This is a genomic window from Pantoea sp. X-Soil-YNGN-785, assembly GCF_059730585.1.
In genome coordinates this window covers 2,062,420-2,078,537 of the sequence record NZ_AP035942.1, presented here as the reverse complement: position 1 = coordinate 2,078,537, position 16,118 = coordinate 2,062,420, and the positions used below count along the sequence as shown (strand labels likewise).

Here is a 16,118-nt window from a genome sequence, read left to right as displayed (position 1 = left end):
CTACTTAAACAGGTCAGCCGTAACGGTCAGGTTACCGCCACTCTGGTTCTGCCACTGGCGGGTGACGTGGTAGAACTTCGCACCTTTATCGGCTGCACGCTTCGCCACTTCTTCTGAAATCTCAGTGGGTGTACCGAAGTGTCCGGTGAAGGTAACGGTATCGAACGGCTGCATCTGCGCGGCAGTGATTGCGTTCACTTCCTGCACGGATTTACCGTTTGGCAGATTCACCGTATAGCGCTTACCGGTTGAGCTTTGGGTTTCGAAGAAACGGCCCACTTTATTGCTTGGTGTTTCAGACGAGGCTACGCCTGGAATCTCAACGTTAGCGGCTGCAGCACCACCGGTTGCCAGCGCGGCTTTACCTGCTTCTGAATCGGCAGGAATCGCATTCGGTGTCTGTACTTTGCGTTCTTTAGCATCCGCTTTATAGACATAGGCGGTGACATACTGATTGCCGCCACTGTTGGCATCGATCTGGCGAACGATAAAGAAGGAGGCCGCGCCTTTCTGCTTAGCCGCTTTTGAAATCGCGTCGTTCACATCTGGCTGGCTGGCAAAGAAGCCGCTGACCGAAACGGTATCGAACGGTTCAAGCTTATACGCTTCTGCTTTAGGCAGTTCGTTGACGCCGTTGAAACGACGATAAGTCGTGGACTGCGTGGCTGCCGGTGCATCGGCTTTATAGAGGTCAGCCGTGACGCGCCAGTTACCGCTGTTGCCGTTGCTGTCGTTGATCGCCTGGATGTAATAAGAGGCAGCGCCCATCTGATCTGCACGCTTAGAGACCGCATCGGCTGCGTCGCCAATTGCGTTGAAACGGCCGGTGATATTAATACGTTCGAATGGCTTCAGCGCGGCCGCTTTTTCTGGCGTTAACTCCTGCGCAGCGAATGCATTGGCTGCCAGCAGAGACAACAGAGTGGACGCCAGAATAGTGTTCTTCAGCTTCATAAAAATAATCCTTCGCCTTACGCAAAAATGAGTACGAAAACGTGCTGGACTCTTGATGTATAACAGATTAGCCGCTGATTATTGCATGTTATAAACAGACTGTCGCAGCGATTTTTTGTGTCAGATCGCGTTATTCAACCATGATTTTTTCATTTGTTTGTCATCAAACGCCGTTATGGCGTGTTTTCGCACGGGTTACCACTAAAAACGGTAACTGTTAGCGCTTAAACAGTTAATGCATTGTTAAATAAAGGTTTTTATTGATGATTAATTCGGCCGGGCACAGTTTTTACTGGCAGATTATCTGCCTGCAGGACTGTTTCGCAGTGGGATAACGCAGCTTATTTAGCAGAAGCCTGAATAATCATGTGAATGTCACTATCCAGCGTAACCGCTCTGGATCGCTCGTCACATTTTCAGTAGGTTATAAACACTTTGAAATACATGCATTCCGACTATAAGTAGCTGAAACGCTGTTTCAGCTACGCTGTCGTCGTGCAGATTCGGGCCATCATCCTTAACCGATGAAAGGAAACACTATGTTAATTGGAATCCCCAAGGAAAGGTTGCCAAACGAGTCGCGCGTGGCTGCCACGCCAAAGACCGTGGAACAACTCATTAAGCTGGGTTTCAGCGTCACCCTTGAGCATGACGCCGGTCAGCGCGCCAGCTTTGATGATGAAAGCTACAGAGCAGCAGGCGCCACACTCAGCAGTCAGGAACAGGTCTGGCAGTCCGATATCGTTCTGAAGGTGAATGCACCGGATGAGGATGAGATTGCGCTCACCCGTGCCGGCAGCACGCTGGTCAGCTTTATCTGGCCTGCACAGAATCCCGATCTGCTTTCAAAGCTGGCTGCGCGTCAGGTCACGGTTATGGCGATGGACTCAGTGCCGCGTATTTCGCGTGCGCAGTCGCTGGATGCCCTGAGCTCCATGGCGAACATTGCCGGTTATCGCGCTATCGTCGAAGCCGCCCATGAATTTGGTCGTTTCTTTACCGGTCAGATTACTGCAGCCGGTAAAGTGCCACCGGCCAAAGTCATGGTGATTGGGGCCGGAGTGGCGGGACTGGCCGCGATTGGTGCAGCGGGCAGCCTGGGCGCGATTGTCCGGGCCTTTGATACCCGCCCTGAAGTTAAAGAGCAGGTGCAGAGTATGGGCGCCGAATTCCTTGAACTCGATTTCGAAGAGGAAGCGGGCAATGGCGATGGTTACGCCAAAGTCATGTCCGAGGCCTTTATCAAGGCAGAGATGGCGCTGTTTGCCAGTCAGGCCAGAGAAGTCGACATCATTGTCACCACGGCGCTGATCCCAGGTAAACCGGCACCGAAACTGATCACCGAAGAGATGATCGCCAGCATGAAGCCTGGCAGCGTAATTGTTGATCTGGCGGCGCAGACCGGTGGCAACTGTGCGCTGACCGTCGCCGATCAGGTGACCGTGACGCCTAACGGTGTGAAAATCATCGGTTACACCGATCTGCCCAGCCGTCTCGCGACACAATCTTCCCAGCTTTACGGCACCAACCTGGTCAATCTGCTCAAGCTGCTGTGCAAAGAGAAAAATGGCGAAATCCAGGTCGATTTCGACGATGTGGTGGTGCGGGGCGTGACTGTCGTGCGCGAGGGCGAGGTCACCTGGCCGGCACCGCCGATTCAGGTCTCTGCTGCGCCACAGGCTAAACCGGCAGCTCAGAAACCCGCAGAGAAGGCTGAAGCAAAGCCGGTGTCTCCGTGGCGCAACACCCTGCTGATCGCACTGGCTATCGTTCTGTTTGGCTGCCTGGCCAACGTAGCGCCAGCTGAGTTCCTCTCACACTTTACCGTGTTCGCGCTCTCCTGCGTGGTGGGTTACTACGTGGTCTGGAACGTCAGTCATGCGCTGCATACGCCGCTGATGTCCGTCACCAACGCCATCTCCGGCATTATCGTCATCGGTGCGGTACTGCAGATGGGCCACGGTGGCTGGGTCACCTTTATCTCCTTTATTGCCGTGCTGATTGCCAGCATCAATATCTTTGGTGGCTTTACCGTCACCCAGCGCATGCTGAAAATGTTTCGTAAGGGGTAACACATGTCTGGCGGATTAGTCACTGCAGCCTATATTGTGGCTGCAATTCTGTTCATCTGTAGCCTTGCGGGTCTCTCACGTCACGAGACCTCAAAGCGCGGGAATATTTTTGGTATCAGCGGCATGGCAATTGCGCTGGTTGCCACCATCTTTGGCCCGGACAGCGGAAACGTCGTCTGGATCCTGCTGGCGATGGTCATTGGCGGCGCTATCGGGATTCGTCTGGCAAAGAAAGTCGAAATGACAGAAATGCCGGAGCTGGTCGCGATTCTGCACAGCTTTGTCGGCCTGGCCGCCGTGCTGGTCGGCATCAACAGCTACATCGACCATGCGCCTGGCCTGCCAGCCGTGATGGAGAATATCCATCTGAGCGAAGTGTTTATCGGTATCTTTATCGGTGCTGTCACCTTCACCGGCTCGCTGGTAGCGTTTGGCAAGCTGTGCGGCAAAATCTCTTCAAAACCGCTGGCGTTACCCCATCGTCATAAGCTGAATCTGCTGGCGCTGGTCGTTTCGTTCCTGCTGTTGCTGTGGTTTGTTAACACCAGCAGCACGGGTGCTCAGGTGTTTGCACTGCTCCTGATGATGGTGATTGCGCTGGCGTTTGGCTGGCATCTGGTTGCCTCTATTGGCGGCGCGGATATGCCTGTTGTGGTCTCGATGCTGAACTCCTATTCAGGCTGGGCTGCGGCCGCAGCGGGTTTCATGCTGAGCAACGATCTGCTGATTGTAACCGGTGCGCTGGTGGGTTCGTCGGGTGCAATTCTCTCCTACATCATGTGCAAAGCGATGAACCGCTCGTTCATCAGCGTGATTGCGGGCGGGTTTGGCACGGAAGTCAGCAGCGGCGATGAAAGTCAGGAAGCGGGCGAGCATCGTGAGATCACGCCTGAAGAAACTGCAGAGATGCTCAAGGCATCCAGCTCGGTGATTATCACCCCAGGCTACGGTATGGCAGTGGCGCAGGCGCAGTACCCGGTCGCGGAAATGACTGCCCGGTTGCGTGCGATCGGCATCAACGTGCGCTTCGGCATTCATCCGGTGGCAGGGCGCTTACCCGGTCACATGAACGTGCTGCTGGCCGAGGCCAAAGTGCCTTACGACGTGGTGCTGGAGATGGACGAAATCAACGATGACTTCAGCGACACCGACACGGTGCTGGTCATTGGTGCCAACGACACGGTTAACCCGGCAGCGCAGGATGATCCCCGCAGTCCGATTGCCGGCATGCCGGTGCTGGAAGTGTGGAAAGCGCACAACGTGGTGGTATTTAAACGCTCAATGAATACCGGCTATGCCGGGGTGCAGAATCCGCTGTTCTTCAAAGAGAATAGTCAGATGCTATTTGGCGATGCCAAAGCCAGCGTAGAAGCCATTCTTAAAGCGCTGTAATAAAAAAGGGCGGCTAATCAGCCGCCCGTAGACAGCTGACGAACCCAAATCAGGGTGAGTCTGGCAGCAATGAACAAGCTCAATGCGAAGGGAACACGGTCAGAGGAAGAAAGCGTCCCGCGCCACGGACGGCGCGGGACGAGCGGGCCATGGATGGCGGTTTTTGCGTCTTTCTGATCTGACCGTGTTCCCTTAGCTGGCTCGGACTTACCGCTACCGGGCCGGACTTTGTCAACAATCTCTGGGCGGCTAATCAGCCGCCCTTTTTCTGTCAGAGGATAATCAATCCTCCTCATCCTCTTCATCATCCAGGTCAATCGGCGATTTGAAATCGTCAGGCTTAAGCGCCAGGAGATCGCAGCGCAGATGATCAATCACCTGTTCCGCCGTATTACCCAGGAACGCTGCCGACAGGCCGGTGCGTCCTATGGTACCTAATACCACTACACCAGCACCGAGATGCGCCGCCAGATCCGGGATGACTTCTTCCGGCAGGCCTTTAGCCACATGGGTGAACTCTTCACCAATCGAGAACTTCTGCCGCAGCGCTTTCATCGCCACCAGATGCTGACCACGAATCGCATCGTTATAGACGCTGGGATCAAAGTCCGGCAGCTCGATAGCGATGTTGATAGGGGTAATCGGGTAAGCACCGACCAGGTGAACTTCGGTCTGATTCACTTTTTCTGCCAGTTTGACCGTTTCACGAATCAGCTTCTGATTCAGGCCATCATGATGTGGCTCTTCACTGGCAAGATTGACCGCGACAATGGCTTTACCGCCTTCCGGCCACGGCTGATCTTTGACCATCCAGACCGGGCACGGGCATTTACGCAGCAGGTGCCAGTCGGTCGGCGTGAAGATGACCGATTCAAGCCGGTCATGCTGATGGGCCATCTTCAGCACCAGATCGTGCTGATGGGCAAGCACTTCCTGGATGATGGCCTCAAAAGGACGGTTGTGCCAGATCACTTTGATGTCAATTTCGACACCGGCATCCAGATAAGCGCGGGCCTGCTCACGGATCCACTCAGTGCGCTGGCTGATGACGCCCTGGCGCATTGACGCGCGCTCATCTGGCGAAAGCAGGGTGGTCATCTCATATGAGAAATCATAGATAGGCAGGAAAGCTTTAATCCTTCCGCCAATGCGTTGATTCAGATAGACCGCACGTCGCAGCGCGGGCTGATCGTCTTGCTGGGCATCAATGGCGACCAGAATATTTTGGTACTGGGACATGAGGCGTTCTCCTTAAACCAGAGCGACTGGAATAAAGATAGCCTATGTTGCACAGCGGAAGAAGGGAAAAAGTTACTGCCGGATCAACAAAATAAGATTTATTGATCCGGCTGCGGATCAGGCGGCCTGATGGCTCTGACCGGCTAACTCTTCCAGCAGGGCGTGGTTTTCAATAGTGATGTATTTGCCTTTCACCGCCAGCATGCCGGACTTCTGGAAACGACCCAGCAGGCGGCTGATCGTTTCAACCGTCAGGCCCAGGTAATTACCAATGTCACCACGCGTCATGGTGAGGCGGAATTCACGCTGTGAAAAACCGCGCTGGCCGAAACGACGGGACAGGTTCCAGATAAACGCCGCCAGGCGCTCTTCAGCATTTTTCTTCGACAGCAGCAGGATCATATCCTGATCGCCTTTGATTTCACCGCTCATCAGACGCATCATCTGCTGACGCAGGGCAGGCATTTTTCCTGACAGGTCATCCAGGGTTTCAAACGGAATTTCACAGACCATTGCCGTTTCCAGCGCCTGCGCAAAGCTGGGATGGCTGGAACCCATGATGGCATCAAAGCCGACTAAATCGCCCGCCAGATGAAAACCGGTGATTTGCTCATCACCCTGTTCGGTAATAGTGTAACTTTTGATCGTGCCGGAACGAATCGCATACAGGGATTTCAGTTCGTCGCCTGCTTTAAAAAGGGTTTGCCCTTTCTGGATCGGTTTTTTACGCTCAATGATATTGTCGAGCTGATCCAGCTCATGTTCATTTAACGTGAAGGGGATGCAGAGCTGACTGATGCTGCAATCCTGGCAGTGAATGGCACAACCGCCCGACTGAATACGACGAATGCTGCGTTTTTCAGGGATCATAATGGTTTGCTCGACGATTATTGACTGGGGTCAATTTTAACATTTTTTGTGCTGAAGGGAACTCATCCGAGCAGTTTTACACCCACAAACATTATGGATGAAGCACACATCGACAAACGCTGATGTGACGGGATTCTCAGAATGCCGCTATCGTTGACTGTCACGAAAAGTTTCCGCTTTTGTAATCTGTCACCCCTATTTTCATCGGCGGCAACATGGGTTAACGCGGGGTAGTCCGGTGATTACAGCTTTTGCTACGCTAACTGTTCAGGCCTGTTTTACCGGCTCCATCAATTTTAATCAGGTGTGAGAAAACCATGAACCTTGATGATAACGATCTCTTTCGGGATGCCATGGGCGATGTCACGCCGTTAAAAGACACCACCACAACCTTATGGCTTAAGTCGCCCTCGACAAAAGCACCACGCAAACCGCCAGGAGAGACAGAGCAGGAGAATTTCCTGACACGGGGTTATCTGGAGATTGTCCCGCTTAACACACCGCTGGAGTATAAAGCCGACGGCATACAGCAGGGTATTCTGGATAAACTGCGTCGGGGTGAGTACAAACTGGATGCCAGTCTCAACCTGTTGCGGCAACCGGTGGAGACCTGCCGTCAGGCCCTGTTCAGCTTCATGATGCAGGCACAAAAGCAGGACTTACGAAATCTGCTCATTATTCATGGTAAGGGCCGTGATGATGAATCCCATGCCAATATTGTGCGCAGCTATCTGGCACGCTGGTTACAGCAGTTTGATGACGTACAGACCTTTTGCGTGGCCCAGACCCGCCATGGCGGAGCCGGGGCGCTCTATGTGGGATTGCGGAAAAGCGATAAGGCACGCCTTGAGAACCGCGAGCGGCATGCCAAACGCAGCCGCTAGCTGTGAAACTTGCGGATGGTGGACATTAACACCTCGGCACTCAGGCTCAGCTCTGCGCCGGTGCGGGTAATGATGCCCACCGGCTCGCCTGGCCCGGAGGAGTTAATCGGCAGCGCACAGACCGCGTTATGGCTAAGATCCTCTTTAATCGCGCCAGACGGCACGAACCAGATGTAGTCGTAGCGGAGTGCCAGCTGACGCGCCAGTGAAGTCGACGACGTTTCAATGCAGTGGGGTGGCAACGTACAGCCTTGTTCATCCAGCATCTGCTGCGCAATCCGGCGCGGTGCGGTGCCCTCGGGGGAAATCACCACCGGCCACTGCATCGCCCGCGACAGCGTGACATTGTCACTTAAAAGCGGGTGTTCAGGTCTTACTACCAGCTTCAATGACTCCAGAAACAGCAGTTCATAGGTCAGCCCGGTCATCATGTCGCTGTCCGCCATCCGGCCAATGCCGATGTCGAACTCGCCGCCGCGTAATCCCGCCAGTAACACATTGTTATGCAGCGTCGCCACCTGAATGGTGGTGTTAGGCTGCAGCTGATGAAAACGATCAAGGATACGGGGCAGCATACCCATTGCGGCGGTGGTTAATGCACCCAGCCGGATAATCACCGGCGCATCACCCGGCTGCTCATTAAAGCTCTGCCCGGCATGGTTAAGTGCGTCAAGCACCCGCACAGCATGGGTCAGAAACTGTTCTCCCATCGTGGTGAGCTGAGCGCCCAGGCGGCCACGCTCAAACAGTCGCACCCCCGTCAGCTCTTCCAGCTCATTCAGGGTTTTGGACAGGGCAGGCTGACTCAGGCTTAGCGTCTCTGCCGCACGGCCCAGTGTGCCTTGCTGCGCGACCGCAACAAAGGTATGTAGATGGCGCAAGCGAATGCGCTGATTGAAAAGGATATTTTTTTCCATACCCTAAACTTAATGAGAATGACCGCCTTCAGGCAACTGTTAAAAATGAATTCTGTTAACTTTGCTGCAAATTTATTTTAACAAACAGGGCAGAATGGCAACTTTATCCGTTAACTCTCTGATTAAAAAGCGCTCGTATCAGTTTATTACTAACCCAGTGGTTCCTGAGAGTACGCGATATCAAGAGCTTAACGGCCTAAAGTTGAATAATTCTCACTATCATATAAAAATCTGACCGCTTAAGGTTAACGATGGGCTATCATAAGCGCCGTTTTTTTTACTTAATCTGATGCCAGATTGCGCTATTGCCAGGGAGTGTCCATTGACCAGCATCGGGGCGGTAGATGTCCGCCAGCTTATCAACCAGCAGAGCCTGAGCCACTGGCAAAAACGGCTCATTGCGCTCTGTTTTATTGTGGTGGCACTCGATGGCATGGACATTGCGATCATGGGATTTATTGCGCCAACGCTTAAAGCTGCATGGGGCGTAACCAATCACCAGCTCGGGGTCGTCATCAGCGCAGCATTAATCGGGCTGGCGCTGGGTGCCATGGTGGCAGGGCCGCTGGCTGACCGCTATGGCCGTCGCATGATGATTATCCTCAGCGTTTTCTTTTTTGGTCTCTGGACACTGGCAACAGCGCTGTCTCAGAACATCGAACAGATGATGCTGTTCCGCTTTCTGACCGGTCTGGGACTCGGTGCGGCGATGCCCAACGTCGGTACGCTGGTGGCAGAATATGCGCCTGAGCGGAGACGGGCTTTCATTATCACGGTCGTGTTCTGTGGCTTTACCTTTGGCGCCGCCAGCGGCGGATTTGCCGCGTCCTGGCTGTTACCACGCTATAACTGGCACTCGGTGTTGCTGCTGGGCGGCATTCTGCCGCTGATGGTGTTGCCCTTTTTGATCCGTGGCCTGCCGGAGTCAGTGCGGTTTCTTATCAGTCGTGGCGCACCCGCCGCCCGCATTCACGCTATCCTCGAACGGATGATGCCGGGCAAAACCGCGCCCGATTGTGCATTTCACGCGCCTGAAGCGACATTGCCGGCAGGCGGTGCGATTAGCACCGTCCTGTCGCGCCGCTATCTGTTTGGCAGCACAATGCTGTGGGGCGGCTATTTCATGGGACTGTTCATGGTCTACCTGATTGGCAGCTGGCTGCCATCTCTGGTGAATACCCTGGGCATGTCAGTTACCGAAGCGGCAATTATTACTGCCATGTATCAGGCAGGCGGAACGCTGGGCTCACTCTTTGCGGGCTGGATGATGGATCGCTTCAACGCCAACCTGGCGCTGGCCGCGATCTACGGCTGCGGCGGACTGTTTATTGTGGCACTCGGCTTTTCGCCCGCCGAAGTAGGTATGATGAGCGCGATCGCCTTTTGCAGCGGCTTCTGTTTTAACGGTGCCAATACCGGCATGAATGCCTTATCTGCCAGCTACTATCCTACTCACGCACGCGCCACGGGCTCCAGCTGGATGCATGGCGTGGGTCGCATCGGCGCAATTCTGAGCGCCTTTGTGGGTGCAGAGATGATGTCACTTGGCTGGTCTTTCAGCGTTATTTTTCTGCTGCTGTCGATACCGGCTGTGATCACCACCCTGATGCTGCTGTTAAAAAACCGCTACGGCTTTAAGCCGATCACAGATTCGTGATTTTTTCCACCAAGGCCAGCGCGTTGCATTACATTAGCAGCAACGCTCATGGTGTCAGGTTGATAAGATGGACAAGTTTCTCAGTGCGGATCTCATCCGCACCCGTTTCTCTCAGGCGATGTCAGCGATGTATCAGCAGGAGGTGCCGCAATATGGCACGCTGATGCAGCTGGTCGCCACCGTCAACGAGCGCACGCTGGAAGCCGATATCGCGCTCAAAGATCGTCTCACCGCCGCGGATGAAATTGGCCGGCTCAGCCTTGAACGTCACGGCGCAATCCGCGTTGGCACGGCAGACGAATTAGCTACGCTGCGGCAGCTGTTTGCGGTGATGGGGATGTCCCCGGTAGGCTATTACGATCTCTCTCAGGCGGGTGTGCCGGTGCACTCCACGGCGTTCCGGCCAGTCACCGATGCGGCGCTTCGGCGCAATCCTTTCCGGGTCTTTACCTCGCTGTTACGTCCTGAACTGATTGACGATCCCGCGCTGCGCGAAAAGGCGGCAGAGATCCTGGCCGCACGCGACATTTTCACTTCCCGTTGTCGGGCGCTGCTGCAGTTACATGAGCAGCAGGGCGGATTAACTGACGCTCAGGCTACCGAATTTGTGACCGAAGCACTGGAAACCTTCCGCTGGCACGCCCACAGCAGCGTGGACAGTCAGACCTATCAGGCGCTGAACCAGCAGCATCGCTTGATCGCAGATGTCGTCTGCTTTCCCGGCTGCCACATCAACCATCTCACCCCGCGTACGCTCGATATCGACCGCGTCCAGCAACTGATGCCGTCGCGCGGCATCGATCCGAAAACGCTGATCGAGGGGCCGCCGCGTCGTCAGGTGCCGATTCTGCTGCGCCAGACCAGTTTCAAAGCGCTGGAGGAGCCGATCATCTTTAAGGACGGGCATCAGGGCACCCACACAGCGCGCTTCGGTGAAATTGAGCAGCGCGGCGCGGCGCTGACGCCTGCAGGGCGTGCGCTCTATGATCGACTGCTCAGCGAGGCGGGCAGCGGTCAGGACAATCAGCAGCATCAGCAGCATCTGGCGGCCATTTTCCGTGACTTCCCCGACGACGAGACCACACTACGCCAGCAGGGGCTGGCCTGGTTCCACTATCGCCTGAGTGAAAAGGGCGTCGCGACACCGCCGGATAAGGGTGAAGCGCTGGAGGATCTGATCAGGCAGGGGCGTGTGCTGGCAGACCCGATCGTCTATGAGGATTTTCTGCCCGTCAGCGCGGCAGGGATTTTTCAGTCCAACCTCGGCGATCGGGCGCAGGTCCGTTCGGCGGGACAGGCGAGCCGGCAGGCGTTTGAAGCGGCGCTGGGCTCTGCGGTACTGGATGAGATGGCATTGTACGAAGAGCGCCAGCAGCGCTCGCTGGCACAGTGCGGAATACAGACGTCCTGATGTTTTCGCCGGGCAACGCCTCTGTTGCCCGCACCACCTTCACTAAGCTGGTTTTTTAAAGTCCTGGTCCTGACGCGGAGCATAAGGGGGAACAGGCTGATCTTACTGAAGAAAAATTACGCTTTATCGGTCAGCGCAGGTTTCGCAGCGTGAGTATCTTAATCAGTTAGCGAGCTGACTGCTTAGCTGTGTAAAAAACGGCGCAGAATCAAACCCGGACACCGCTTACAGGCGGAGTGGCACGGTATTCATCCTGAGCAAAAAGATAAACAATACTTAACCCTGGCTGAGACTGGTGCTCTGAACCTGTTGACGAGCATGTTCATGCCCATCTCTGACGCTTCGGCATATTCTGCAAATCCCCTCCGTACCTGGACAATGGTGGCGGGCCTGCAAATAATGGAGGAACGTCTGAACAGGGAAACAGGAATGAAAAACGAAACAGGTCTGAGGATCATGACGGCCGAGGGGGAGTTGTGTGGATGCATGGACGATGACCTTTTCGTATTCAAAGGCATACCTTATGCGGCGGCTCCGGTTGGCGCACTGCGCTGGCGTCCGCCACAGCCGATCACGCCCTGGCAGCAGATGCGCGATGCCACCGCATTTGGGGCTGCCGGCTGGCAAAATCGCACATATTGTCAGGCGGTGGGCGGTGGCGATCCCGGTGAGTTTAGTGAAGATTGCCTCTACCTGAATGTCTGGACGCCCGATGTTGCGCCGACAAAGCCGCTGCCCGTAATGGTGTGGCTGCACGGTGGAGGCTTCACCATCGGTGCTGGCGGGCTGGCTCCGTACAACGGCAAGCCGCTGGCTTCACGTGGTGCGGTGGTGGTCACGCTGAACTACCGTCTGGGTCACCTCGGTTTCTTCTCCCATCCTGCGCTGGATGCAGAATACCCTGCCGCGGGTACGGTAAACAATTTTGGCCTGCTCGATCAGATTGCCGCACTGCAGTGGGTGCAGCGCAACATTCCAGCCTTTGGCGGCGACCGCCGTAATGTGACACTTTTCGGTGAATCCTCTGGCGCGCGCAGCGTGCTCTCGCTTTGCTGTTCGCCGCTGGCAGAAGGGCTGTTCCACAAAGGGATCGTGCAAAGTGCCTATAACCTGCCGGATACGCCGCTGAAAAAAGCGCGTCAGCAGGGCGTGGCAGTGGCGCGCCATTTCGGCCTGCCGCCCGATGCCAGCGCAGATGACCTGCGCGCACTGCCCGCCGATGCCTTCTGGCCGCTGGAGGGGCAACTGGCGATCCCGCCGGTGCCGATTGCTGGTGATGCCGTTCTGCCCGAGCCTATGCTGAAAACCTTCATGGCTGGCAAACAGCACCGTCTCCCGCTGATGGCGGGCAGTAACAGTGATGAAGCCAGCGTGCTGGAATATTTTGGCGTGGATGCCACCGCGGTATTGCTTCAGCTGCGCGATAAAAACCGGCTCACCTATCGGACGCTGAAATGGATATATGACATCCATGACGATCAGTTGCTGGGACGTGCCGTGGCGCGTGATATGGCCTTCAGCCTGGTGCCGTGGCTGGTGATGCGGGCGCAGCACAGTGCCGGTATGCCGGGCTGGCGCTACTGGTTCGATTATGTTTCTGAGCACGCTCGTGACCTTTATCCTCATGGCACCTGGCACGGCAATGAAGTGCCTTATGTCCTGAACACACTGAGTCAGATGCCGGATCCCAATGAAGCGCGGCCATTCAGTGAAGCCGATCGCGCTTTTGCGGCGCGTGTCAGCGAATACTGGTTTACTTTCGCCCGTGACGCCACGGAGTATAAGCATCAGCTTGATGGCGAGGTTGTCTGGCCAGCCTGGCATCCCGGCAATGACGTGACAATGTCACTTGGCAATGAGTGTAATAACGGACTGGTTCTGAAACGAAACTTTATGCGCGCCCGCATGCGGCTTTTCAGGCTGCTGATGACGCGTATGGTCCGGCTATAGGTCAGAGGTGATAGTTAATCTGCTAACCATTAAACTGCGTGAATGGAATTTTTCTGCTTTTTAAAGTCTAATCTATTGAAATTATGATATTTTCGATAAATGCACGCATTAAGACGCTGTAAAATATCAGGTAACAAAACAGTTACATTTTCACTATCTCATGCCGATAAATCTCCTATGCCCGACGCTTGCGGGTCAACGTGTATAGGATTTTGGTATGGGAATGCTCAAAAATTTTACCATTCGCGCAGTGATGCTCACGATTCTGGGCCTGTTCTGTTTACTGTGGAGCGGCGTCGGGCTGTACAGCATCCACTCGCTTGGCGCGCTCAGCGAAGGCAATGACGTTGACCGTCATCTGGTTGAGCAAATGACGGTACTGAGCAAAGGCAACGATCAATATTTTCGTGTCATTACGCGCCTGTCCCGCGTGATGGAAGGTAAAGCCGCCGGCAAAACGCTGACCGATGAGGCCTATGCACCGGTGCAGCAGGCGCTGGATGGCATGACTCAGCAACTGGCGCGCTTTAAACAGCTGGCTCCCGGTCCGATGGATCCGGACGTCGTCGAGGGCGTCATTCAGAGCTGGCAAAAGTTGCTGGATGAGGGCGTGACGCCACAACTGCAACTGGCCCGTCAGGCCTCACCGGACGCATATCGCCAGCAGGCGAACAATGTCACCCCGCCGCTCAGTCGTGCCTTTGGCATCAGCGCAGAGAAGTTTAACCAGGGCGCAGCCGAAAAACTGGACAAAACCCGGGTTGAAGTCGACCACCTCACCGCGATGACCAAGACGATTATTACCATCACGGTGATTATTGGCCTGCTTATTCTGCTGTTTACCGACCGCTATCTGGTGGCGATGCTGGTCCGTCCGCTGGAAAGTATTCGTACCCACTTCGCAGTGATCGCGACAGGCGATCTCAGCCAGCCGGTAGCCGATTTTGGTCGCAACTGTGTCGGTAAACTGGTGCCGCTGCTGAGCGCCATGCAGGATAGCCTGCGTGAAGCGGTCAGCGCCATTCGCAGCGGGACCGAGAATATCTCGCGCGGTGCTGCAGAGATTTCTGCCGGTAACAATGACCTCTCTTCACGTACCGAAGAGCAGGCCGCTGCGCTGGAACAGACGGCGGCCAGCATGGAGCAGTTGACGGCCACGGTGAAATTCAACGCCGATAACGCTCGTCAGGCCAGCCTGCTGGCAGAAACTGCCACCACCACTGCACAACGTGGCGGTCAGCTGGTGAGCGAAGTGGTCAGCACCATGGAGGGTATCTCTGGCAGTTCGAAGAAGATTGCTGAGATTACCAACGTGATTAACGGTATCGCCTTCCAGACCAATATCCTGGCGCTGAACGCCGCGGTCGAAGCGGCACGTGCCGGCGAACAGGGTCGTGGTTTTGCGGTCGTGGCATCTGAAGTACGTAATCTGGCACAGCGCAGCGCCAACGCCGCCAAAGAGATCGCGACACTGATTGAAGACTCGGTGCAGCGTGTAGGAAAAGGCGCGGAGCTGGTCAGCACGACGGGCGGCACCATGAACAATATTCTGAAGTCGGTGCAGGATGTGGACGCGATTATGAAACAGATCGCTTCTGCGTCGGAAGAGCAGAGTAAGGGTATTTCTCAGGTGGGCACCGCAGTTACCGAGATGGACAGCGTGACGCAGCAGAACGCCTCACTGGTTGAGGAGGTCTCCGCCGCCGCGAGTGCGCTGGCGCTGCAGACTGAAGCGCTGCAGGCCTCTGTGTCGAAGTTCCGCCTTTCCAGTAACCGTCCGGCTTCACCTGCCGTCAGCAATACACCGGCAGCGCCAAAAGCTCCTGCGCTGAGTGCGCCTCAGGCGAAACCTGCTGATAATGGCGACTGGGTGACGTTCTGATCCCTGCAGAGCCACGCCACCAGCTCCGCGAGGAACGGTGGCGCATCCTGCGCGGGCCGCTGCAGTAAACTGTAAACGGCTCCGGTTTTAACCTCGCCAGCGAACGGCTTAATCAGCCTGCCGCTGGCGATATCACTCTCCACCAGGTTGCTGTCGGCAATCGCCACGCCATACCCCTGAATCGCTGCGCTAATCGCTAAATCCATCGTGGCAAAATGCTGGTTTCGCTTCATGCTGAGCATTACCTGCTGCGCCTGTAACCAGCACTGCCAGTCACGCGTGTCTGACGTGGGATGCAAAAAGGTCATTGCGGACAGCGCCGCCGTCGTCTCCGGGCAGGGCTGACCAGCTGCCATTACCGGCGTCAGCGACTCGCTGAACAGGCAGATCCCGTCAGGATGCGGCTTGCCATAGACAATCGCCGCGTCAAAGTTTTCAAGCTGCGCCGCATGATCCAGGGTGGTCGTCAGGGCCACATGCAGTTCAGGGTGGTGAAGCTCCAGCGCCATCAGCCGCGGCACCAGCCAGCGCATGGCACAGGTCGGCGCTTTCAGGCGAAGGCTGACCTGACTGCGACGGACCTTTTCGCTGGCCTGAACAATCAGCTCAAAGCCCTGGCTGAGTTCAGGCAGCAGCGCGGCACCCTGCGGGGTCAGCCGCAGCCCGCGCGCATGGCGGTCAAACAGCATCACGCCCAGCCACTGCTCCAGGGTAGCAATCTTACGACTGACAGCACCCTGCGTCAGGCAGAGCTCGCGGGCAGCATGGGTCAGATTAAGGTGACGGGCCGTTACCAGAAAGGCGTGAATGGCGTTGAGTGGCAGCGATGAGCGTGACACGGTGGACCTCAGCTATGCAATTTTGTCATGGCTATTATGACGACATTTCGC

12 protein-coding genes are annotated in these 16,118 nt (G+C 55.7%); 7 read left to right on the top strand and 5 right to left on the bottom strand.

The features are described 5' to 3' along the window. Window positions 1–954 carry a DUF1471 family protein YdgH gene (gene ydgH, locus AC6I8E_RS09670; RefSeq protein WP_095707151.1) on the bottom strand — a complete coding sequence of 318 codons (954 nt, stop codon included), beginning with the start codon at window positions 952–954 and terminating at the stop codon, window positions 1–3. 539 nt (window positions 955–1,493) lie between these two features. Here ydgH and pntA point away from each other — a divergent pair. Together pntA and pntB are read left to right on the top strand one after the other, a co-directional pair. Then, window positions 1,494–3,026, top strand: a complete 1,533-nt coding sequence (pntA, locus tag AC6I8E_RS09665; RefSeq protein WP_033783183.1) for a Re/Si-specific NAD(P)(+) transhydrogenase subunit alpha — start codon at window positions 1,494–1,496, stop codon at window positions 3,024–3,026. Between the two features lie 3 nt (window positions 3,027–3,029). Beyond that, window positions 3,030–4,418, top strand: coding sequence for a Re/Si-specific NAD(P)(+) transhydrogenase subunit beta (pntB, locus tag AC6I8E_RS09660; RefSeq protein ID WP_377794548.1), 1,389 nt, complete (start codon window positions 3,030–3,032; stop codon window positions 4,416–4,418). A 282-nt stretch (window positions 4,419–4,700) separates the two neighbouring features. Here pntB and uspE read toward each other — a convergent pair whose 3' ends face one another. Both uspE and fnr read right to left on the bottom strand, forming a co-directional pair. Then, entirely contained in the window at window positions 4,701–5,657 is a 957-nt protein-coding gene (gene uspE, locus AC6I8E_RS09655) for a universal stress protein UspE (RefSeq protein ID WP_013357947.1), read from the bottom strand. A 117-nt stretch (window positions 5,658–5,774) separates the two neighbouring features. Beyond that, a complete protein-coding gene (fnr, locus tag AC6I8E_RS09650; protein WP_010244686.1) occupies window positions 5,775–6,527 on the bottom strand; it encodes a fumarate/nitrate reduction transcriptional regulator Fnr in 753 nt (250 codons plus the stop codon). 317 nt (window positions 6,528–6,844) lie between these two features. Between fnr and smrA the strand changes: the two genes are divergently transcribed. Beyond that, a complete protein-coding gene (smrA, locus tag AC6I8E_RS09645) occupies window positions 6,845–7,411 on the top strand; it encodes a DNA endonuclease SmrA (protein ID WP_013357945.1) in 567 nt (188 codons plus the stop codon). Here smrA and AC6I8E_RS09640 read toward each other — a convergent pair. Then, window positions 7,408–8,328, bottom strand: a complete 921-nt coding sequence (locus tag AC6I8E_RS09640) for a LysR substrate-binding domain-containing protein (protein ID WP_003853723.1) — start codon at window positions 8,326–8,328, stop codon at window positions 7,408–7,410. The two genes, smrA and AC6I8E_RS09640, sit on opposite strands and share 4 nt — an antisense overlap. Before the next feature lie 322 nt (window positions 8,329–8,650). Here AC6I8E_RS09640 and AC6I8E_RS09635 point away from each other — a divergent pair, with 322 nt between their 5' ends. The 4 genes from AC6I8E_RS09635 (at window position 8,651) to AC6I8E_RS09620 (ending at window position 15,228) form a co-directional block, all read left to right on the top strand. Continuing rightward, the gene (locus AC6I8E_RS09635; protein ID WP_497823926.1) at window positions 8,651–9,985 is read left to right on the top strand and encodes an MFS transporter; all 1,335 of its coding nucleotides are present in this window, start codon (window positions 8,651–8,653) and stop codon (window positions 9,983–9,985) included. Between the two features lie 67 nt (window positions 9,986–10,052). Further along, complete coding sequence (gene hglS / locus AC6I8E_RS09630; protein ID WP_033783174.1) at window positions 10,053–11,396, top strand: 2-oxoadipate dioxygenase/decarboxylase HglS; 1,344 nt, start codon at window positions 10,053–10,055, stop codon at window positions 11,394–11,396. Window positions 11,397–11,825: 429 nt separating this feature from the next. Then, entirely contained in the window at window positions 11,826–13,346 is a 1,521-nt protein-coding gene (locus tag AC6I8E_RS09625; RefSeq protein WP_497823925.1) for a carboxylesterase/lipase family protein, read from the top strand. A gap of 217 nt (window positions 13,347–13,563) precedes the next feature. Continuing rightward, on the top strand, window positions 13,564–15,228 hold the full coding sequence (locus AC6I8E_RS09620) for a methyl-accepting chemotaxis protein (protein ID WP_312214986.1): 1,665 nt from the start codon (window positions 13,564–13,566) through the stop codon (window positions 15,226–15,228). On the opposite strand, the gene AC6I8E_RS09615 is transcribed toward AC6I8E_RS09620, so the two are convergent. Beyond that, on the bottom strand, window positions 15,186–16,067 hold the full coding sequence (locus tag AC6I8E_RS09615) for a LysR substrate-binding domain-containing protein (protein ID WP_312214987.1): 882 nt from the start codon (window positions 16,065–16,067) through the stop codon (window positions 15,186–15,188). The two genes, AC6I8E_RS09620 and AC6I8E_RS09615, sit on opposite strands and share 43 nt — an antisense overlap. Window positions 16,068–16,118: the final 51 nt, after the last annotated feature.